Annotated in this window: 22 protein-coding genes; 9 read left to right on the top strand and 13 right to left on the bottom strand. The window is 63.8% G+C overall.

Translation table 11 applies throughout. The features are described 5' to 3' along the window. Window positions 1-9 precede the first annotated feature (9 nt). Window positions 10-243: a hypothetical protein gene (locus ACGLHT_RS09145; protein WP_025337699.1), complete on the top strand. Its 234-nt coding sequence runs from the start codon at window positions 10-12 to the stop codon at window positions 241-243. A gap of 600 nt (window positions 244-843) precedes the next feature. Beyond that, window positions 844-2,352: a malate dehydrogenase (quinone) gene (gene mqo, locus ACGLHT_RS09140; protein ID WP_025337698.1), complete on the top strand. Its 1,509-nt coding sequence runs from the start codon at window positions 844-846 to the stop codon at window positions 2,350-2,352. Window positions 2,353-2,467: 115 nt separating this feature from the next. On the opposite strand, the gene ACGLHT_RS09135 is transcribed toward mqo, so the two are convergent. The 4 genes from ACGLHT_RS09135 to ACGLHT_RS09120 form a co-directional block, all read right to left on the bottom strand. Further along, complete coding sequence (locus ACGLHT_RS09135; protein WP_025337697.1) at window positions 2,468-2,758, bottom strand: PA4642 family protein; 291 nt, start codon at window positions 2,756-2,758, stop codon at window positions 2,468-2,470. Between the two features lie 68 nt (window positions 2,759-2,826). Beyond that, the gene (locus ACGLHT_RS09130) at window positions 2,827-3,297 is read right to left on the bottom strand and encodes a hypothetical protein (protein WP_274119748.1); all 471 of its coding nucleotides are present in this window, start codon (window positions 3,295-3,297) and stop codon (window positions 2,827-2,829) included. 187 nt (window positions 3,298-3,484) lie between these two features. Next, window positions 3,485-3,958 carry a WbuC family cupin fold metalloprotein gene (locus ACGLHT_RS09125; protein WP_274119749.1) on the bottom strand — a complete coding sequence of 158 codons (474 nt, stop codon included), beginning with the start codon at window positions 3,956-3,958 and terminating at the stop codon, window positions 3,485-3,487. Window positions 3,959-3,960: 2 nt separating this feature from the next. Beyond that, window positions 3,961-4,518 (bottom strand): hypoxanthine-guanine phosphoribosyltransferase, encoded by a 558-nt coding sequence (locus ACGLHT_RS09120; RefSeq protein WP_003256346.1) that lies wholly within the window; start codon window positions 4,516-4,518, stop codon window positions 3,961-3,963. Between the two features lie 161 nt (window positions 4,519-4,679). Here ACGLHT_RS09120 and upp point away from each other — a divergent pair, with 161 nt between their 5' ends. Both upp and ACGLHT_RS09110 read left to right on the top strand, forming a co-directional pair. Beyond that, window positions 4,680-5,318: a uracil phosphoribosyltransferase gene (upp, locus tag ACGLHT_RS09115; protein ID WP_011532223.1), complete on the top strand. Its 639-nt coding sequence runs from the start codon at window positions 4,680-4,682 to the stop codon at window positions 5,316-5,318. A 2-nt stretch (window positions 5,319-5,320) separates the two neighbouring features. After that, window positions 5,321-6,595 carry a uracil-xanthine permease family protein gene (locus ACGLHT_RS09110; protein WP_025337694.1) on the top strand — a complete coding sequence of 425 codons (1,275 nt, stop codon included), beginning with the start codon at window positions 5,321-5,323 and terminating at the stop codon, window positions 6,593-6,595. A gap of 132 nt (window positions 6,596-6,727) precedes the next feature. Here ACGLHT_RS09110 and hemH read toward each other — a convergent pair whose 3' ends face one another. Both hemH and ACGLHT_RS09100 read right to left on the bottom strand, forming a co-directional pair. Then, on the bottom strand, window positions 6,728-7,741 hold the full coding sequence (hemH, locus tag ACGLHT_RS09105; RefSeq protein ID WP_075043762.1) for a ferrochelatase: 1,014 nt from the start codon (window positions 7,739-7,741) through the stop codon (window positions 6,728-6,730). Window positions 7,742-7,754: 13 nt separating this feature from the next. Continuing rightward, window positions 7,755-8,660: a TIGR01777 family oxidoreductase gene (locus tag ACGLHT_RS09100; RefSeq protein WP_274119750.1), complete on the bottom strand. Its 906-nt coding sequence runs from the start codon at window positions 8,658-8,660 to the stop codon at window positions 7,755-7,757. A 187-nt stretch (window positions 8,661-8,847) separates the two neighbouring features. Here ACGLHT_RS09100 and ACGLHT_RS09095 point away from each other — a divergent pair, with 187 nt between their 5' ends. The 5 genes from ACGLHT_RS09095 (at window position 8,848) to ACGLHT_RS09075 (ending at window position 13,923) form a co-directional block, all read left to right on the top strand. Beyond that, window positions 8,848-9,834, top strand: a complete 987-nt coding sequence (locus tag ACGLHT_RS09095; RefSeq protein WP_025337691.1) for an NAD(P)/FAD-dependent oxidoreductase — start codon at window positions 8,848-8,850, stop codon at window positions 9,832-9,834. A 100-nt stretch (window positions 9,835-9,934) separates the two neighbouring features. Continuing rightward, window positions 9,935-10,903: a DUF523 and DUF1722 domain-containing protein gene (locus tag ACGLHT_RS09090; RefSeq protein ID WP_025337690.1), complete on the top strand. Its 969-nt coding sequence runs from the start codon at window positions 9,935-9,937 to the stop codon at window positions 10,901-10,903. Continuing rightward, window positions 10,893-11,792, top strand: coding sequence for a MerR family transcriptional regulator (locus ACGLHT_RS09085; RefSeq protein WP_085691844.1), 900 nt, complete (start codon window positions 10,893-10,895; stop codon window positions 11,790-11,792). Before ACGLHT_RS09090 ends, ACGLHT_RS09085 begins: the two co-directional genes overlap by 11 nt. Further along, on the top strand, window positions 11,783-13,225 hold the full coding sequence (gene phrB, locus ACGLHT_RS09080) for a deoxyribodipyrimidine photo-lyase (protein WP_274119751.1): 1,443 nt from the start codon (window positions 11,783-11,785) through the stop codon (window positions 13,223-13,225). The genes ACGLHT_RS09085 and phrB overlap by 10 nt, the downstream gene beginning before the upstream one ends. Beyond that, entirely contained in the window at window positions 13,222-13,923 is a 702-nt protein-coding gene (locus tag ACGLHT_RS09075) for an SDR family oxidoreductase (RefSeq protein ID WP_137162984.1), read from the top strand. Before phrB ends, ACGLHT_RS09075 begins: the two co-directional genes overlap by 4 nt. A 302-nt stretch (window positions 13,924-14,225) precedes the next feature. On the opposite strand, the gene ACGLHT_RS09070 is transcribed toward ACGLHT_RS09075, so the two are convergent. The 7 genes from ACGLHT_RS09070 to ACGLHT_RS09040 all read right to left on the bottom strand — a co-directional run bounded on the left by ACGLHT_RS09070 (window position 14,226) and on the right by ACGLHT_RS09040 (window position 19,855). Then, window positions 14,226-14,744: an acyloxyacyl hydrolase gene (locus ACGLHT_RS09070; RefSeq protein ID WP_025337686.1), complete on the bottom strand. Its 519-nt coding sequence runs from the start codon at window positions 14,742-14,744 to the stop codon at window positions 14,226-14,228. Window positions 14,745-14,845: 101 nt separating this feature from the next. Then, window positions 14,846-15,643: a glutamate racemase gene (gene murI, locus ACGLHT_RS09065; RefSeq protein WP_025337685.1), complete on the bottom strand. Its 798-nt coding sequence runs from the start codon at window positions 15,641-15,643 to the stop codon at window positions 14,846-14,848. After that, the gene (locus tag ACGLHT_RS09060; RefSeq protein WP_025337684.1) at window positions 15,636-16,391 is read right to left on the bottom strand and encodes a molybdopterin-synthase adenylyltransferase MoeB; all 756 of its coding nucleotides are present in this window, start codon (window positions 16,389-16,391) and stop codon (window positions 15,636-15,638) included. The genes murI and ACGLHT_RS09060 overlap by 8 nt, the downstream gene beginning before the upstream one ends. Next, window positions 16,385-17,215, bottom strand: a complete 831-nt coding sequence (prmC, locus tag ACGLHT_RS09055) for a peptide chain release factor N(5)-glutamine methyltransferase (protein WP_137162982.1) — start codon at window positions 17,213-17,215, stop codon at window positions 16,385-16,387. The genes ACGLHT_RS09060 and prmC overlap by 7 nt, the downstream gene beginning before the upstream one ends. Continuing rightward, window positions 17,215-18,297 carry a peptide chain release factor 1 gene (gene prfA / locus ACGLHT_RS09050; protein ID WP_013970909.1) on the bottom strand — a complete coding sequence of 361 codons (1,083 nt, stop codon included), beginning with the start codon at window positions 18,295-18,297 and terminating at the stop codon, window positions 17,215-17,217. The genes prmC and prfA overlap by 1 nt, the downstream gene beginning before the upstream one ends. Next, entirely contained in the window at window positions 18,294-19,571 is a 1,278-nt protein-coding gene (hemA, locus tag ACGLHT_RS09045) for a glutamyl-tRNA reductase (protein WP_085587332.1), read from the bottom strand. Before hemA ends, prfA begins: the two co-directional genes overlap by 4 nt. 128 nt (window positions 19,572-19,699) lie before the next feature. Continuing rightward, window positions 19,700-19,855: a hypothetical protein gene (locus tag ACGLHT_RS09040; protein WP_274119752.1), complete on the bottom strand. Its 156-nt coding sequence runs from the start codon at window positions 19,853-19,855 to the stop codon at window positions 19,700-19,702. Between the last annotated feature and the right edge of the window lie 53 nt (window positions 19,856-19,908).

The following is a 19,908-nucleotide window of genomic DNA, read 5'->3' as shown; positions in this document are numbered from 1 at the left end:
CTCGCTGCCATGGCCTCGCTCTGGACCCTGCTCTTCCAACGCCCGCGCCACAACACCTATGCCCGCCTCGACGCGAACGGCAAATGCCTGGCCTTCAAGCAATGCAGCCAGGCGCCCAGCGGCAGCGGCTGGGTCCAGATCGGCGAAATCCAGCTCGCCTGGCTGGGCCGCGAACTGCCCGCCAGTGCCCGGGTTTGCGCCCGCGCAAGCCGCCGCTGGCACCAGCGCATCCTCGCGGCCTGACAAACGCTGCAATAAAAACCACGAATGGCGACATTTCTGCCCGCGACATCGCTATAATCTCCCCCCGATTATAAGGACGTCTCCTGATCGGGCCCCGCACTCGCCGATTGACCCCGGCAACTTCAACGCTTCGCCCACAGAGAGCCTTCCACTCAGGTCTTGCATCGGCTGTCGTGCCTGCTTTTCCGGCCCTTCACACTGCATGAACCTGCGGGTTGCCATCGCGCAGTCCCCTTTTGAGGTTCACGTCTCCAAAAGAGCGTGAAAAAACGGTTTTCACAACTTCACAAGAGTGTGGCGAGCAAATGAACAGTCTGGCATGTGCAAAAGCGGCAGATGTGTCCCGAACAGCCCTGAACAGGCGGCAAATGCGCTCATCCCGTATGAGTGTCTGAGCCGTTCCATAACGCACGCACGACACCTTGACCATAAGTCGAATTGCCGCACCCGTGGCAAACCGCGTTCAATACGCGAACCCGAAGACTGATTGGCGGTGTCCGCGGAAGTTGCAAGAACTGCGAAAAGTCGGACATGGCGACCCTGGCGAACCCAGGTCCTATGCTGTCAATTAGGTAGCTGTAGATTGTGGAGACGCGTTAAATGGCGCAGAACGAATCGGTTGATGTGGTACTGGTAGGCGCGGGCATCATGAGTGCCACCCTGGCCGTACTGCTCAAGGAGCTCGACCCGACCCTGAAGCTTGAGGTCGTGGAGGCGATGGACTCCGGAGCCGCGGAAAGCTCCAACCCCTGGAACAACGCAGGCACCGGCCACGCCGGCCTGTGCGAGCTTAACTATACGCCCCAGGCCGCCGATGGCAGCATCGACATCAAGAAGGCCGTGCACATCAACACCCAGTTCGAGGTTTCGCGCCAGTTCTGGGCCTACCTGAGCAAAAAGGGCAACTTCGGCTCGGCACGTGCCTTCATCAACCCTGTCCCGCACCTGAGCTACGTCGAGGGTGACAAGGGTGTTTCCTTCCTCAAGAAGCGCTATGAGCTGCTCAAGCAGCACCATGCCTTCGCGGACATGGAATACACCGAAGACAAGGCCGTGATGAATGACTGGATGCCGCTGATGATGCCAGGCCGCCCAGCCGACCAGCACATCGCCGCCACCCGCGTGCTCAAGGGTACCGACGTCAACTTCGGCGCCCTGACCAACAAGCTGCTGAAGCTGCTGGGCGACTCGCAGGACGCTCAGGTCAAGTACAGCAAGAAGGTCGTCGGCCTGCGCCGTAACGGCAAGGGCTGGACCGTGAGCATCAAGGACGTCAACAGCGGCGGCAGCCGTGAAGTGGACGCCCGCTTCGTCTTCCTCGGCGCCGGTGGCGCGGCCCTGCCGCTGCTGCAGCTGTCGGGCATCCCGGAAAGCAAAGGCTTCGGCGGCTTCCCGGTCAGCGGCCAGTGGCTGCGTTGCGACAACCCGGAAATCGTCAAGCAGCACCAGGCCAAGGTCTACAGCCAGGCTGCGGTCGGCGCCCCACCGATGTCGGTACCGCACCTGGATACCCGCGTGGTCGATGGCAAGAAATCGCTGCTGTTTGGCCCATATGCCGGCTTCACCACCAAGTTCCTCAAGCACGGTTCGCTGATGGACCTGCCGCTGTCGGTGCGCATGGGCAACATCGGCCCGATGCTGGCCGTGGCTCGTGACAACATGGACCTGACCAAGTACCTGGTCAGCGAAGTGATGCAGTCGATGGAGCAGCGCCTGGAAGCCCTGCGTCGCTTCTACCCGCAGGCCAAGGCCGAAGACTGGCGCCTGGAAGTGGCTGGTCAGCGCGTGCAGATCATCAAGAAAGACCCGAAGAAAGGCGGCGTGCTGCAGTTCGGTACCGAGCTGGTCTCGGCCCAGGACGGCAGCCTGGCTGCACTGCTCGGCGCATCGCCGGGTGCTTCGGTGACCGTGTCGATCATGCTGGAACTGATCGAGCGCTGCTTCCCCGAGCAGGCCAAAGGTGCCTGGGCTGCCAAGCTCAAGGAAATCTTTCCGGCTCGCGAGAAGACCCTGGCGACCGATGCTGCCCTGTACCACAAGATCAGTGCCGACAACGACGTTGCGCTGGATCTGGTGGAAAGCAGCCCGGCGGCCAAGCATTACGCCTGATTCGGCCGGTAACGAAAAAACGCCCCTCGGGGCGTTTTTTTGTGCCTGGTTGCTCATTGACCTGTGCCGGCCTCTTCGCGGGCATGCCCGCGAATGGGCCGTCACAGGTTAAAAATCAGCCACGGGCCTTGGCGATGATCTCGATGTACTCCGGCGCATTGCGCTGGTCGGCAATCTGCTCGACAAAGGTCTTGCCGTGCTCGTCCTTGCCATCCAGGTCCAGCCCAGCCTTGACGAAGAAGCCGACAAAACGCTCGAAATCGTCGATGCGCAGGCCGCGGTAGGCCTTGACCAGCTTGTGCAGCGAAGGCGAAGTCACGCCATCGGCCGGCTCGAACTGAAGGAACGACTTGATGTAGTCGTCGCTGATCTCGTCACCGATTACCTGTTTCTTGTCTTTACGCATTGCCGACTCCAACTGGACCATCACGAAATTTCGAAGGCCGGCAGTGTACCCCCCGCAGGCCGGGCGCCTCAACGCGTACGTACGGTGCCGGTGTGCAGGTCGGCCCAGACGTGGCCGTTGCCGTACGTGAGAAACTGCACATACAGCGTCTCGTTGCGCAGCAGGTCCATGATCACGCGGTAGTCGCTGAGCGGGTAATTCAGGCTCAGGGTGCGGGTTTTGTCGTCGTATACGGGTTTCTTCAGGCTCTTGGCCGCTTCACCGTCAAAGGTCAGCAGCACCTGGGCGATGGTCGCGCCCTTGCTCAGCGGCTTGCCCTTGAGGCGCATCTGCAACGACGAGGTGATCGGGATCGGCTGCTGGTCGGACTGGCGCTGGGTACCCACTACCACCGAGTAGTCGGTCACTTGCAGCAATTGCTGGCCAGTCGGCGCTTCCTGGCGCAGGGACTGGTCGTCAGGTGGCAGGAACTGGCTGTGCAGCGGTGCGGCGGCGAGTGGCAGGCTGACCGCCAGCAGGAGGGGAAGAAACGCACGCATGTGAGGCTCCTTGAATGAAGGGGCACTCTAGCACGGCCTGCACAGGCTCTTGTAGGAGCGGCCTTGTGTCGCGATGGGCCGCAAAGCGGCCCCGGCCATGTTGGTGGCGAGGCTTCAATCGAGGGGCTGCTGCGCAGCCCGATCGCGACACAAGGCCGCTCCTACAGTTGAGTGCGCCGGCCTGACATCAATCGAACTGCGCGCGCATCCAGGCCTGGTACTCGGCCACGCCTTCTTCACCTTCGCGCGGAGCCCAGTGCGCATGCTCGCCTTCACCCACCGGCCGATACGGCCCGGCCTTGCACTCGAACATGATGCTGTCCGGCTCCAGCACCACCAGCCCATGATAAATACCAGGTGCCAGGTCCACACCCAGGCAGTCGCCGCCCGCCTGCAGCACTCGCTTGTCGGTCACCGCCCCCTGCTCGTCGAAGAGCAACAGGCCGAAGCGCCCCTTGAGCGCAATCAGCGTTTCAGCCTTGTCGGCGCTCAGGTGGCGATGCGGCGGGATATAGGTGCTCGGTTGCAGCCCGACCGCCATGCGGTGGCAGGGCTCGTCCATCTCATGGAAGGTGTGATGCTGCCGCCCGCGCGAGTTGGCGGCAGCCTGTGCGGCCAGCCCGGCGAACAGCGATTGGTCGATGAACGCAGGCTGGCGCATGATCACAGCCCCTTTACGGCGAAGATGCCGTTGGCGTTGCGCCAGTAGCCTTTGTAGTCCATGCCATAACCGAAGATGTAGCGGTCGACGCAGGGCAGGCCCACGTAGTTGGCCTTGAGCTCCGGGCTGGCCTTGCGGTCATGGTCCTTGTCGATCAGTACCGCGGTGTGCACCGAGCGCGCACCGGCATGCTTGCAGAACTCGATGATGGCGCTGAGGGTGTGGCCTTCGTCGAGGATGTCATCGACGATCAGTACATCACGGTCGATGAACGACACTTCGGGCTTGGCCTTCCAGAACAGCTCGCCGCCGCTGGTCTGGTTGCGGTAGCGGGTGGCGTGCAGGTAGCTGGCTTCCAGTGGGAACTGCAGGTGGGTCAGCAGTTTGCCGGAGAAGATCAGGCCGCCGTTCATCACGCAGAACACAACCGGGTTCTTGTCGTGCAGGTCCTTGCAGATCTGCTCGCCGACTTTGGCGATGGCCGCTTCGACTTCGGCTTCGGTGTACAGGCAATCAGCTTCACGCATGACTTGACGGATATGCTCGAGATCGGCGGACATGGCGCTCTCCGGGGGTGCATTTTGGAAAAGCGGGCAAAGGTACGCATCCGCTCGTCACAGATCAAGCATTTATGGACTAACGTCCAGAATGACCAGACGACAGCACAGGCTGAATAGATTAATCTAGCGCGGTTTTTTTGCCCGCCTTTCGGAGCCCCCCTATGCCCACTCGTGAGATCCGCCATCCGCTGATCCGCCACAAGCTCGGCCTGATGCGCCGTGCCGATATCAGCACCAAGAATTTTCGCGAACTTGCCCAGGAAGTCGGCGCGCTCCTGACCTACGAAGCCACCCAGGACCTGCCGCTCGAAACCTACGAGATCGACGGCTGGTGCGGCAAGGTGCAAGTTGAAAAAATCGCCGGCAAGAAGATTACCGTGGTGCCGATCCTGCGTGCCGGCATCGGCATGCTCGACGGCGTGCTCAGCCTGATCCCGGGTGCCAAGGTCAGCGCCGTCGGCGTTGCCCGCAACGAGGAAACCCTCGAAGCCCACACCTACCTGGAAAAGCTCGCGCCGGACATCAACCAGCGCCTGGCCCTGATCATCGACCCGATGCTGGCCACCGGCGGTTCGATGGTCGCCACCATCGACCTGCTGAAGAAGGCCGGCTGCAAAGAGATCCGCGCCATGGTCCTGGTCGCCGCGCCAGAAGGCATCGAAGTGGTGGAAAAAGCCCACCCGGACGTGCAGATCTACACCGCCTCGATCGACCAGCGCCTGAACGAACACGGCTACATCGTGCCGGGCCTGGGCGATGCCGGTGACAAGATCTTCGGCACCAAGCAAAAGGACGCCTGACCATGCAGGACGGCTTCAACGACCCGCTCTGGCGCCAGGTCGTTTCGGGCGCGCAGATGCTCTTCGTGGCATTTGGCGCGCTGGTGCTGATGCCACTGATCACCGGCCTCGATCCGAACGTCGCGCTGTTCACCGCCGGTATCGGCACCCTGCTGTTCCAGCTGGTCACCGGCCGCCAGGTACCCGTATTCCTGGCCTCGAGCTTTGCCTTCATCACCCCGATCATCCTCGCCAAGGGCCAGTTCGGCCTGGCCGAGACCATGGGCGGCGTGATGGCAGCAGGTTTCGTGTACACCTTCATGGGCCTGATGGTGAAAATCAAAGGCACTGGCTTCATCGACCGCATGCTGCCGCCGGTGGTGATCGGCCCGGTGATCATCTCCATCGGCCTGGCCATGGCGCCGATCGCCGCCAACATGGCGATGGGCAAGGCCGGTGACGGCAGTGTGCTGCTGCCCTACAAGACCGCCATGATGATCTCGATGCCAGCCCTGCTGACAACGCTGATCGTTGCCGTGTTCGGCAAGGGCATCTTCCGTCTGGTGCCGATCATTGCCGGCGTGCTGGTAGGCTTTGCCCTGTCGTTCGCCTTTGGTGTGGTCGACACTGCCAAGATCGCCGCCGCACCGTGGCTGGAGCTGCCAAACTTCACCGCGCCAGCGTTCAACTGGCAGGCCATCCTGTTCATCGTCCCGGTTGCCCTGGCACCGGCGATCGAGCACATCGGCGGGGTGATCGCGGTCGGCAGCGTGACCGGCCGCGACTACCTGAAGAAGCCCGGCCTGCACCGCACCCTGCTGGGCGACGGCCTGGCCACCACCGCAGCCGGCCTGTTCGGCGGCCCGCCCAACACCACCTATGCCGAAGTGACCGGCGCGGTGATGCTGACCAAGAACTACAACCCGAAGATCATGACCTGGGCGGCGGTCTTCGCCATCACCCTGGCCTTCATCGGCAAGTTCGGCGCACTGCTGCAAAGCATCCCGGTACCGGTGATGGGTGGCATCCTGTGCCTGCTGTTCGGCTCGATCGCGGCGGTGGGCATGAACACCATGATCCGCCACAAGATCGACCTGGCCGAAGCGCGCAACCTGGTGATCGTATCGGTGACCCTGGTGTTCGGTATCGGCGGCGTGCTGATTGGCAGTGGTGACGGCCCGGATGACTGGGGCCTGAAGGGCATCGCCCTGTGCGCCATCGTGGCAATCGCCCTGAACCTGATCTTGCCGGGCAATGATGGCTGGAAGCACAAGAAGCTGGATGATCAGTTGCCTTGATCCAGCTTTAGCCTGATCTGGCCTCTTCGCGGGCTTGCCCGCTCCCACAGGTACTCCACTGCTCTCTGGCATCGTGCAGAACCTGTAGGAGCGGGCAAGCCCGCGAAGAGGCCGGTACAGGCAACCTGAAAGTCAGGCCTTTTCGCACATCCCCGCCAGCGCCTTCACCCACGCCGGGTGATCATTCAGGCAAGGCACCAGCACCAGCTCCTGCCCGCCGGCCTCGACAAACTGCTCGCTCCCGCGCATGCCGATCTCTTCCAGGGTCTCGATGCAATCGGCCACGAACGCCGGGCACATTACCAGCAGCTTCTTCACCCCGGCCTTGGCCAGCTCGTCCAGCCGCGCCTCGGTATAGGGTTCGATCCACTTGGCCCGCCCCAGCCGTGACTGGAACGACACCGACCACTTGCCATCGGGTATGCCCATTTTCTGCGCAAAGGCCCTGGCCGTTGCCAGGCACTGCCCGCGGTAGCACACCGCGCGCATATCGGCACTGGCATCCTTGCAGCAGTCGGCCGCCTGGAAGTCATGCTTGCCGGTCGGGTCCAGCTTCTTCAGGTGCCGCTCCGGCAAGCCATGGAAGCTCAGCAACAGGTGATCGTAATCCTGCTCCAGGTAAGGCCGGGCGCTGGCGACCAGTGCCTCGATGTAGTCCGGGTGCTCGTAGAACGGCTGCAGCACGCGCAGCTGCAACGGCAACTGGCGTTCATTGACCGTCTGCCTGGCCAGTTCCACCACAGTGGTCACCGTGCTGTCGGCGAACTGCGGGTACAGCGGCGCCAGGGTCACCTTGCGCACACCCTGTGCCACCAGGCGCTCCAGCACCTCGGGCAAGGCCGGCTGGCCATAGCGCATGGCAATCTCCACCGGGCCATGGGGCCAGTGCTCGACCATCGCCGCCTGCAGGCGACGGGTCAGCACCACCAGCGGCGAGCCCTCCTCCCACCAGATCGAGCCATAGGCGTGCGCCGACTGCTCCGGGCGCTTGACCAGGATCAGCGACACCAGCAGGCGCCGCACCGGCCAGGGCAGGTCGATCACGTACGGGTCCATGAGGAACTGGTTGAGGTAGCGGCGCACATCGGCCACCGAGGTGGAGGCCGGGGAACCCAGGTTGACCAGCAGCAGGGCGTGATCGGTCATGCAGCATCCTATGTCAGAGGCGGCTGGACAGGTTGTCCAGGGCCGATTGCAGATCGTTGAAGCGGAAGGTGAAGCCTGCCGCCAGCAAGCGTGCCGGGCGGGCGCGCTGGCCGCCGAGCAGCAGGGTCGACAGCTCACCCAGCCCCGCCTTGAGCAGCAGTGCCGGCACTGGCAGCAGCGCCGGGCGGTGCAAGGTGCGGCCCAGGCGCCTGGCAAACTCGCGGTTGCGCACCGGCTCCGGGGCGCAGGCATTATAAGGACCGCTGGCATCCTTGTGCTGCAAGAGAAAATCAATCAGGGCGACCTGGTCGTCTATATGGACCCAAGGCATCCACTGCCGCCCGTCGCCCAAAGGCCCGCCCAGCCCCAGTTTGAAGGGCAGGCGCAGGCGCGACAAAAAGCCGCCGTCACTGGCCAGCACCAAACCGGTACGCACCAGCACCACGCGAATGCCTTGGGCCTGGGAACGCAGCGCTGTCTCTTCCCAGGCGATGCACAGCTGGCTGGCGAAATCTTCGCGCACCGGCGGTGAAGCCTCGGTCAGCTCGCGTTCGCCACCGTCTCCATACCAGCCCACCGCAGAGCCGGAGATCAGCACTTCCGGGCGCTGTTCGCGGCTGCCCAGCCAGGCCAGCAGCTGCTCGGTAAGGGTGACGCGGCTGGACCACAGCAGGTTGCGCCGGGCCGCCGTCCAGGGCCGATCGGCAATCGGCGCACCGGCCAGGTTGATCACTGCGTCCAAGTGATCATCCGCTTCCAGTTGCTCCAGGCGGGCAATGCCACGCACGCCGGTCCCACAAATTTTCGGCACCTGCTCAGGTCGCCGGCTCCATACCGTCAGGCGATGACCCTGGCCGAGCCAGTACTGGCACAGGTGCTTGCCAATCAACCCGGTGCCGCCTGTCAGCAATATATGCATGGCTGTGTCCTCGCAGAATGCGGCGGTGGTCTATTTTTAACATCAAGGCACTTTTTTGACCCGACGCTCTCGGATAAACATAGGCCAACCTGCCTGCCAACACGGAATAACCTTATACAACATTTGAGCATTGTACAGGTTTGCCTGACAGCGTAGTCTGCTTACAGCAAGGTTTGAAGAGGCCATCATGACAGTACCTATTGCCATCATCGGGGCCGGTATCGCCGGTCTGTCAGCCGCCCAGGCCTTGCAGAAGGCCGGGCAATCCGTGCATTTGTTCGACAAGGGCCACGGCAGTGGCGGTCGCATGGCCAGCAAGCGCAGCGAAGCTGGCGCGCTGGACCTCGGCGCCCAGTATTTCACCGCCCGTGACCGGCGCTTCGTCGAGCAGGTACAGCAGTGGGTTGCCGCTGGTTGGGCCGAGCAATGGAAGCCACAGCTGTACAATTACCGCGATGGTGAACTCACCCCTTCACCCGACGAGCAGACACGCTGGGTGGGCGTGCCGCGCATGAGCGCAATCACCCGCGGCCTGCTCAAGGATGTGACGGTCAATTTCGGCTGCCGCATCGCCGAAGTGTTCCGCGGCAAGCAGTACTGGCACCTGCAGGACACCGAAGGCTGCAGCCACGGCCCCTACAGCCGCGTGGTGATCGCCGTGCCGGCACCACAGGCCACGCCGCTGCTGGCCGCTACCCCGAAGCTCGCTGCCGTGGCCGCCGGTGTGCAGATGGAGCCCACCTGGGCCGTCGCCCTGGCCTTCCAGACCCCGCTGGACACCCCGATGCAAGGCTGCTTCGTGCAGGACAACCCGCTCGACTGGCTGGCGCGCAACCGCAGCAAGCCCGGGCGTGACGAGCAGCTCGACACCTGGGTACTGCACGCCACCTCGGACTGGAGCCGGCAACACATCGACCTGCCCAAGGAAGAAGTGATCGAACAGCTGTGGGGCGAGTTCGCCGAACTGGTCGGCTGCGTGGTGCCGGCACCTACTTTTGCCTTGGCCCACCGCTGGCTTTATGCCCGCCCGAGCAGCAACCATGAATGGGGCGCCCTGGCCGATGCTGACCAGGGCTTGTACGCCTGCGGCGACTGGTGCCTGTCCGGCCGTGTCGAGGGCGCCTGGCTCAGTGGCCAGGAAGCGGCGCGTCGGCTGCTCGAACACCTCGAGTGATGTAGGGTTATACAAAAAAACTGGTTTGCATAACTTCCGGGCTGTGCTGGAATGAACCTGTACAATTTTTTAGTCTCGTACAGGTTTTTGGAGGCAGCCCATGCACGACTCATTTGCCCACAGCAAGCCGCGTATCGCCATCAGCGCCTGCCTGACCGGGCACAGCGTGCGCTATAACGGTGGCCACAAGGCCTCCGACCTGTGCCGTATGCAACTCGAGGAACATTTCGACTGGTTGCCGGTGTGCCCGGAGGTGGCCATCGGCCTGGGCGTGCCGCGCGACCCGATCCGACTGGTCGGCAACCCCGAGCAGCCGGAAGTGGTAGGCACCCGCAACCCCGGCATGGACCTGACCGGCCCGCTGCGCAACTACGGCGAGCAAATGGCAGCCGAACTCGACGATATCTGCGGCTACATCTTCATGCAGAAATCGCCTTCCTGTGGCCTGGAGCGGGTCAAGGTGTACCAGGACAATGGCCACCCGGCCTTCCACGGTGGGCGGGGCGTGTATGCCCAGGCGTTCTGCGCACGGCGCCCGGACCTGCCGGTGGAAGAAGAAGGCCGCCTGCACGACCCTGTGCTGCGCGAGAACTTCATCAGCCGCGTGTACGCCTACGCCGACTGGCAGCGCCTGCTGGCCGAAGGCCTGAGCCGTGGCGCCCTGGTGCGGTTCCACTCGCGCTACAAGTACCTGCTGATGGCCAACAACCCGCAGGCCTACCGCAGCCTTGGGCGCCTGCTCGGCAGCATGAGCAAGGATGATGACCCGCAAAGCATCGGCCCGCGCTATTTCAGCCAGCTGATGCAGGCCCTGCGTCGCTGTGCCAGCCGTGGCACCCATTGCAACGTGCTGCAGCATCTGAGCGGCTACTTCAAGGACACCCTCACACAGCAGGACAAAGCCGAGCTGCAAGCCATCATCGGCCAATACCAGCAAGGCGTGGTGCCCCTGGTAGTGCCGCTGACCCTGCTCAAGCACCATTTGCGCAAGCACCCCGACCCGTATCTGCAGCAGCAGGCCTACCTGCAGCCGCACCCCGAGCGCCTGGGCCTGCGCAATGCCGTCTGAAATCCTGTTGCCCATCGGCGAACTGGCTCGCCGCACGGGCGTCAATCCCGTCACCCTGCGCGCCTGGGAGCGCCGCTATGGCCTGCTCAAGCCCCAGCGTACCGCCAAGGGCCATCGCCTGTATCCGCTGGAGCAGGTCGAACGCGTCGAGGCGATCCTCGCCTGGCTGCAACGCGGCGCCTCCGTCGGCCAGGTACGCGAGTTGCTCGACAAACCGGCCAGCACGCCACCGAAAGGCGACTGGCAAGCCCGGCAGTTCCAACTGGTCGAGGCCATCGCCACGCTGTCGCAGCGCGCCCTCGACCAGCAGCTCAACCAGGCCATGGCCCTGTACCCGGCCGTCACCCTGTGCGAGCAATTGCTGTTGCCGCTGCTCGACCTCCTCGACCTGCGCTGGCGCAACTATTTCAACGCACGGCTTGAGCAGGTGTTTTTCCACAGCTGGCTGCGCAGCAAGCTGGGCGCCCGGGTCTACCACGACAACCAGTTGCTGCAAGGCCCTGCCATCTTGCTGACCGAACACAGCGAACACACCTTCAGCCCCGGTTTGTGGTTGTGCGCCTGGCTGTTCACCAGCAACGGCCTGCCGGTCGAAGTACTGGAGCACACCATTGCCGGCGCGCACCTGCAACGTGCCGTCACCATGCTCAAGCCGCGCGCCGTGCTGCTGCACCTGGGGCCACGCATCGATGACAAGGCGCTGCAACGCACCCTGTCCAACCTGCCCGTGCCGACCCTGGCCGGCGGGCCGATGCTGGCGTTGCACGAAGCCCGGCTGCGTGCCCTCAGGCTGCCCAACCTTGCCCTGTTCGATACCCCTCAGGCGGCATTGCGTTTGCTGCAAGCCCATGACCGCCAGCCTGGAGAGATGACCGCACCATGCACCTGACCTGGCTGCGCAGCGACCTGCGCATCGATGACAACACCGCGCTCAGCGCCGCCTGCGAACGCGGCCCCACCCTCGCCCTGTGGCTGGTCAGCCCCGGGCAATGGCTGGCCCACGACGACGCCGCCTGCAAAGTCGACTTCTGGCTGCGCAACCTGCGCGACCTGCGCCAGGCGCTGGAGCACCTGAACATCCCCCTGCTGATCCGCAGGATCGACACCTGGGACCAGGCGCCACAGGCCGTACTCGATGTCTGCCGCCAACATCAGGTGCAAAGCGTGCACTGGAACGAGGAGTACGGCATCAACGAGCAACGTCGCGACGACGCCACCCGCGCGCTGCTGGAAAAGTCGTCCATCCAGGCCCTCAGCCACCTCGACCAGCTGTTGTTCCGCCCAGGCACCATCCTTACCCGCGGCGGCGACTACTTCCAGGTGTTCAGCCAGTTCAAGAAGAACTGCCTGGAGCACCTGCACCGCGGCCTCCCCGCCCTGGCCCAGCGGGTGAAACGCCAGGCACCGCTGCAGGTCAGCAGCGACCCGATCCCCCAGCACGTGGACGGCTTCGAAAAACCCGCGCAAGCACTGCGCGACCACTGGCCGGCCGGCGAAGCTGAAGCGCAGGCGCGGCTGACCCGTTTTCTCGACGAAACCATCGACGACTACCAACAGCTGCGCGACTTGCCTGCCAAGCCCGGCACCAGCCAGCTCTCGGCCTACCTGGCCGCAGGCGTGATTTCACCGCGCCAGTGCCTGCACGGCGCCCTGGCCAGCAACCGCGGCGAGTTCGACAGCGGCAGCAGCGGCGTGCAAACCTGGATCAACGAGCTGCTCTGGCGCGAATTCTACAAACACATCCTGACCGGTTATCCACAGGTCTCGCGTCACCGCGCCTTCCGCGCCCAGACCGAAGCCCTGCCCTGGCGCGATGCACCGGCCGACCTCGAAGCCTGGGAACAGGGCCGGACCGGCTTCCCGATCATCGACGCCGCCATGCGCCAGCTGCTGGATACCGGGTGGATGCACAACCGCCTGCGCATGATCGTGGCCATGTTCCTCAGCAAGAACCTGTTGATCGACTGGCGCAAGGGCGAGCGGCATTTCATGCGCCACCTGATAGACGGCGACCTGGCCGCCAACAACGGTGGCTGGCAGTGGAGCGCGTCCACTGGCACCGACGCAGTGCCCTATTTCCGCATCTTCAACCCGGTTTCACAGTCGCAGCGTTTCGACCCGCAAGGGCGTTTCATTCGGCACTGGCTGCCGGAATTGCAGGGGCTGGATGAAAAAGCCATTAATTTCCCTGTGAAGTCGGCCGATCTTTTTGCTAGATATTCCTATCACAGTCCAATTGTCGATCTCGACAGCAGTCGTCAGCGCGCACTGGAGGCATTCAAGAACCTCCCGCGCCGGCAGGATCAGAGGGCAGCATCTTGAACAACGCACGCAGTATCTGGGTGACGGGAGCAGGCAATGGACTAGGCCTGGCGTTAGTGGAGGGGTTACTCGAGCAAGGACACCGGGTAGCTGCAAGCGGCAGGCATGGCGAGGCACTGGATGCCTTGGCTGCACGCTATGGCAGCCAGCTGTTGCGCTTGCCGTGGCAGTTGCACGAAGAACACCAGGCGGCCCAGGCCAGCCAGCAGATATGCCATGCCTGGTGCGCGCTGGACGGCTTGATCATCAACGCCGGTACCAGCGATTACCTGGCGGACGATGTGGCGGACAGCGAGTTGTTCGAGGCGATCGTCACTGACAACCAGTTGGCCGGCGAGCATTGCCTAGCCAAAGCGCTACCTTTGCTGGCGAAGGGTGACTCACCGCAGGTGATGGCGGTGTTCAACCGTTATTCGGCGCTGCAGCTGCATGCACCGACGCAGGCTCCTGCGGGCTGGAACAACATGCCGCAGTGGATGCGCGAGCAGCGTCAGGCGTTGAAGGCGCAGGGGGTCGAGCTGACCGTGGTGGGGCCGCAGTCGTTGAAGACCCCTGTGACACCGGCGCAGGCGATACCGGAGGCGTGGACGCCGCAGAATGCGGCAGAAGAGCTACTGCGGCGGTGGCCGCAGAGGGAACCCGAGCTTGTGCTGGAGGTTTTGGATCTCAATGGCCTGTGGCCTTTGTCACACAAGTAATTGATGTGGTGACCGTACCGGCCCTATCGCCGGCAAGCCGGCTCCCACCTCGACCGCATCGGCTTGAAGTCATGCGCATAACCTGTAGGAGCAGCCTTGTGCTGCGAAGAGGGCAGTAGGGCAGCAGATGTTCTTCTGCAGCAATGGCTTCTTCGCAGCACAAGGCTGCTCCTACAAGGTGATGAGGTAGCCTGAGTAATGGAGCAAGACAGTTGCTCCCCCAGGTACCTCATAGATCTCAAGCTATGTAAGCCCCCCCTGTGGGAGCGGGTTCACCCGCGAAGAGGCCGGCACAGGAGAGCTCAGAGCGCCATGCGGTAATGCAGGCTATAGCTCTCCACCCCATCGTTGGGCTGCTTGATGCCTGCGTTGGAATAGTGAATCGCCCGTACGCCAATCTCATGCCCACCGGCAAAGCGCAATCCAAAGCCGATACGGTCCTCGAACTGGAATGCCGAGCCCAGCTCGTTGTCTTCCAGCTCGGTGCTGGAGAATGCCGCCACGCCAATCCCCGCCTCTATATAAGGCTTCACCGACTCCCCGGCAAACTCGTAGACGAACACCGGCGCGAACGACAGGCTATGGTTGCTCGCGGTCTCGTCACCATCCCAATAGGTGTAGGCCCCATCCCAGTACCCCGTCAGGCGCCCGACGCTGGTCTGCCACCAGCTCGCATCCCAATTCGATTGCAGCCCCAACCGATAGACCATGGTCGAGTCACCGGTCTGCCCCACCGAAAACGAAACGTCGGCAGCCTGCGCCGCCAGTGAGTGCCCCAGGGTGAAGACGGCAGCCGCCGCCAAGCCAAGCAGCTTCTTCATGAGCAACATCCTTCTTTGCTGTTATTGGTATCCGCCTCATGTCAGGCAAAGCGATAGAAAACGGCAGTGGTACGATAGTTCAGCTTCTTTTCACATTTTTTTCACAATGAAAAGCTTTGCACACTGTCGGACTTATGCCACAGCAAAGGTAGGATTTGTCTGAGTGATTGCGGATCGGCACTGGTCCAGAAGCGGGTATCCCGGGCTGGCCCATCGGCCAGCAGGTCATCCGCGCCCAGCAGCCGCTGCAGTTGGCGCGCCACTGCGGCACCGGTGTCGATGATGGCCACGTCGGCTGGCACCATGCCGGCCAGCAACGGGCGCAGGAAGGGGTAATGGGTGCAGCCGAGGATCAACGTGTCGCAGCCAGCGGCCAGCAACGGCTGCACATAACCTTGCAGCAGCTGGCGCAGCGCCGGGCTGGCCAGGTCGCCGGTCTCGATCAGCTCGACCAGCCCCGGGCAAGGTTGGGTGATGACCTGCACGTCATTGGCAAAGCGGTCGAGCAAGGCGGCGAACTTGGCGCTCTGCAGGGTACCGGTGGTGGCCAGCACACCGACCACGCCCGAGCGCGTGGCGGCGGCAGCGGGCTTCACCGCCGGCTCCATGCCCACCAGCGGCCAGGTCGGGTACAACTCGCGCAGGTCGGCCACCGCCGCCACCGTAGCGGTATTGCAGGCCAGTACCATGGCCTTGGCACCCTGTTCATGGAAGAACGCAGCAATGCGTCGGAGACGCTCACGGATATAGTCCGGCGACTTCTCGCCGTAGGGTATGTGCCCGCAATCGGCCACGTACAGCAGCGTCTCGTTGGGCAGCAGGCGCTGGATCTCTGCGAGCACCGACAAGCCGCCGACTCCGGAATCCATCACGCCGACCGGCGCCGAGCGCTCAGCCATCGCGCTTGCCGCAGACCGCACAGGCCGGGTCGCGCTTGACCCGCAGTTCGCGGATACGAGTGCCGAGAGCATCGATCAGCAGCAGGCGGCCAACCAGCGGCTCGCCGAACCCGGCCAGCAGTTTCATCGCCTCCAGCGCCTGCAGGCTGCCCACCAGGCCCACCAGCGGGCCGATCACACCGGCTTCGCTGCAGGTCAGCTCGGCTTCGCTGCCATGGCCGTACAGGCAGTGGTAGCAAGGGCTGTAGTCACGCCGTGGATCGAATACCGACAACTGCCCTTCCAGGCGGATCGCCGCACCGCTGACCAGCGGCTTGCCAGCCGCGACACAGGCGACGTTGACCGCCTCGCGGGTACCGAAATTGTCAGAGCAGTCCAGCACCAGGTCCACCGCGGCCACCGCTGCCGCCAGCGAGTCCTCGTCCAGAGCCTGGCGATGGGCAACCAGGCTGATTTCCGGGTTGATCGCCTGCAAGCGCTGCAAGGCCGAATCGACCTTGCTCATGCCGACGCTGGCACTGTCGTGGATCACCTGGCGTTGCAGGTTGGTCAGGTCGACGGTGTCGAAGTCGGCCAGGTGCAGCTCACCCACCCCGGCAGCGGCCAGGTACAAGGCGACTGGCGAGCCAAGGCCACCGAGCCCGACGATCAGCGCCTTGCTCTGCTTGAGCCGCAACTGGCCGTCGATGTCGATCTGGGCCAGCAATACCTGCCGGCTGTAACGCAGCAGTTCCTGATCACTCAGCATGGCAGGCGCCCCAGGGTAATGCGTTCATGGCCGCCCAGGTCCGTGCGGCTGGCGACCTCGATGAAGCCTTGTTCAGCCAGCAAGGCGCGCACCGCCGCTGCCTGATCGTAGCCGTGTTCCAGCAGCAACCAGCCACCCGGTACCAGGTGCGCGGGCGCCTGGGCAGCGATCACGCGCAAGTCGTCCAGGCCATCGGCGCCGGCCACCAGCGCGCTGCTGGGTTCGAAGCGTACATCACCGGCGACCAGGTGCGGGTCTGCGGCGGCGATGTAGGGCGGGTTGCTGACAATCAGGTCGAAACGCTCGCCGGCCAGGCTGTCGAACCAGTGGCTGAGCCGTACCTGGGCGTTCGCCAGGCCCAGGCGCTGGCGGTTGCGCTCGGCCAGGGCGGCGGCCTCCTCCACCCGGTCCACTGCAGTTACCTGCCAGGCCGGGCGATCGCTGGCCAGGGCCAGGGCAATCGCGCCGGTGCCGGTGCCCAGGTCAAGGACCTTGGCCGGCGTGGCGGGTTGCAGTTCAAGCGCGGCTTCGACCAGCAGCTCGGTATCCGGCCGCGGGATCAGGGTATGCGGCGCCACCTCCAGGTCGATCTTCCAGAAGCCCTGCAGCCCGAGAATGTAGGCGACCGGCTCGCCGCCACGGCGGCGCTGCAGGTAAGCGGCATAGGTCTCGGCATCTTCGCTGCTGACGATTCGCTCGGGCCAGGTGTGCAGGTAGCTGCGCGACTTGCCGATGGCCGCAGCCAACAGCAGCTCGGCATCCAGCCGCTCGGTGGGCGATTCTGGCAACTGCGCGTTGCGCAGCAGGCTGGCGATGATGGTCATCAGTCCCCCAGGGCGGCCAGTTGATCGGCCTGGTATTCGGCCAGCAGCGGTTCGATCACCGCCTCCACGCCGCCGGCGAGGATGTCGTCCAGCGAGTACAGGGTCAGGTTGATGCGGTGATCGGTCACCCGGCCCTGTGGATAATTGTACGTACGGATGCGCTCGGAACGGTCACCCGAGCCGACCAGCAGCTTGCGCTCGGTGGCGATGGCGTTCTGCGCGGCGCTGGTCTGCATGTCGTTGAGCTTGGCCGACAGCCAGGACATGGCGCGAGCACGGTTCTTGTGCTGCGAGCGCTCTTCCTGGCACTCGACCACGATACCGGTGGGCAAGTGGGTGATACGGATCGCCGAGTCGGTCTTGTTGACGTGCTGGCCGCCGGCACCGGATGCGCGGTAGGTGTCCACGCGCAGGTCGGCCGGGTTGATCTCGATGGCCGCCTGTTCGTCCGGCTCGGGCAGTACCGCCACGGTGCACGCGGAGGTGTGGATACGGCCCTGGGATTCGGTTTCGGGCACGCGCTGTACGCGGTGTGCGCCGGACTCGAACTTGAGCTTGCCGTACACGCTCTCACCCTCGACGCGGGCGATGATTTCCTTGTAGCCGCCGTGCTCGCCTTCGTTCTCGGAGAGGATTTCCAGGCGCCAGCCACGCTTTTCGGCGTAGCGCGAATACATGCGGAACAGGTCGCCGGAGAAGATCGCCGCCTCGTCGCCACCGGTGCCGGCACGGATTTCGAGGAACACGTTGCGGCCGTCGTTGGGGTCCTTGGGCAACAGCATGCGTTGCAGCTGCGACTCCAGCGTCAGCAGTTGTTCCTTGGCTTCACGCACTTCTTCCACGGCCATTTCGCGCAGGTCCGGGTCACTGTCCTTGAGCAGCGCCTGGGCACCTTCGAGGTCGTCCTGGACTTTGCGCCACTCTTTATAAGCAGCGTAGACCGGCTCGACTTCGGCGTATTCACGGGAATAGGCGCGAAAGCGCGTCTGGTCGGAAATGACCTCGGCATCACCGAGCAGTGCGGTGAGTTCTTCGAAGCGGTCCTGGAGGATTTCCAGTTTGTTCAGCAGCGACGCTTTCATTGCGGGGATTTGTCCGTCGAGCCCTCGTTGAGGGCAAAGAGTTCCTGGGCCATGGCCAGCGCATCGAGGCGGCCCTCGGCCGAGAGCCTTTTCAATTGCACGCTGGGTGCGTGCAGGAGTTTGTTGGTCAGCCCCCGGGCCAGTTGGGCCAGTACCTCTTCGGGGTTGCCGCCATTGGCCAGCAGTCGCTGGGCCTTTTGCAGTTCTTCGTCGCGCAGGCGCTCGCTTTGCTGGCGATAGGCCTTGAGCACATCCACCGCGGCCAGCTCGCGCAGGCGCAGCATGAAGTCTTCGGCCCCCACCGACACCAGCTCTTCGGCGGCCTGGGCCGCGCCCTGGCGACTCTTGAGGTTTTCCGCCACTACGTCATGCAGGTCATCGACAGTGTACAGGTAGACGTCGTCGAGTTCGCCGACTTCGGTTTCGATATCGCGCGGTACGGCAATGTCGACCATGAAAATCGGCTTGTGCCGGCGCTGTTTCAGCGCGCTTTCGACCGCGCCCTTGCCGAGGATCGGCAACTGGCTGGCGGTGGAGCTGATGACGATGTCGCTGTTGGCCAGTTCCTGGGGGATGTCGGCCAGCAGAACGGCGTGCGCACCGAACTGCTCGGCCAGGATGCTGGCCCGCTCAAGGGTACGGTTGGCCACAACGATGCGGCGCACGCCCTGCTCATGCAGGTGGCGAGCGACCAGTGTGATGGTTTCGCCGGCGCCGATCAGCAGGGCCTGGCTGCGGCCCAGGTCGCTGAAGATCTGCTTGGCCAGGCTGACCGCGGCAAACGCCACCGACACCGGGTTTTCGCCGATGGCGGTGTCGGTGCGCACCTGCTTGGCGGCACTGAAAGTGGCCTGGAACAGGCGCCCGAGCAATGGGCCGACGGTGCCAGCCTCACGCGCCACGGCGTAGGCGGACTTCATCTGGCCGAGGATCTGCGGCTCGCCGAGCACCAGCGAGTCCAGGCCGGAGGCCACCCGCATCATATGCTTCACCGCCTCGTGCTCTTCGTGCACGTAGGCGCTGGCGCGCAGCTCGTCCAGGCTGAGGCGGTGGTAGTCGGCGAGCCATTGCAGCACCACATCGGCGGACAGGTGGTCCTGCTCGATGTAGAGCTCGCTACGGTTGCAGGTCGACAGAATCGCCGCTTCGCGGCTGGATGTCAGCCGGCAGAGCTGCTGCAGGGCGTCTACCAGCTGCTCTGGGGTAAACGCCACGCGCTCGCGTACGTCTACCGAGGCAGTCTTATGGTTGATACCAAGTGCAAGAAAGGCCATGCAAGGTCGCTGGTTGTGACGGGAAGCCGATAATTGTCCTCTTTCGCAGGTTTTTGGACAACCACCGTTCGCTATTGCGCTGATAGCGCTGCGGCTATCGCCGGCTTCAGGCCGCATCAGCGGCAACTTCAGCTCACACCCCCGCTTTTGATCTGGCTTTTGATCTGGCTTTTGATCTGGCTTTTGATCTTGATCTTGATCTTGATCTTGATCTTGATCTTGATCTTGATCTTCGCGACTTCAGGAGGCCGAACGCAGGCCTTGCGGAGGGAGGTGACGGGCATGGATGCCCGTCAAGCGCTGAGGCCCCATGGATGGGGCCTGCAGCGCGTACTCC

This window comes from Pseudomonas sp. PsB (assembly GCF_043658375.1).
GTDB classification, from domain to species: domain Bacteria; phylum Pseudomonadota; class Gammaproteobacteria; order Pseudomonadales; family Pseudomonadaceae; genus Aquipseudomonas; species Aquipseudomonas putida_Z.
The sequence above is the reverse complement of the archived record's forward strand: the minus strand, read 5'-3'. Positions and strand labels throughout refer to the sequence as shown.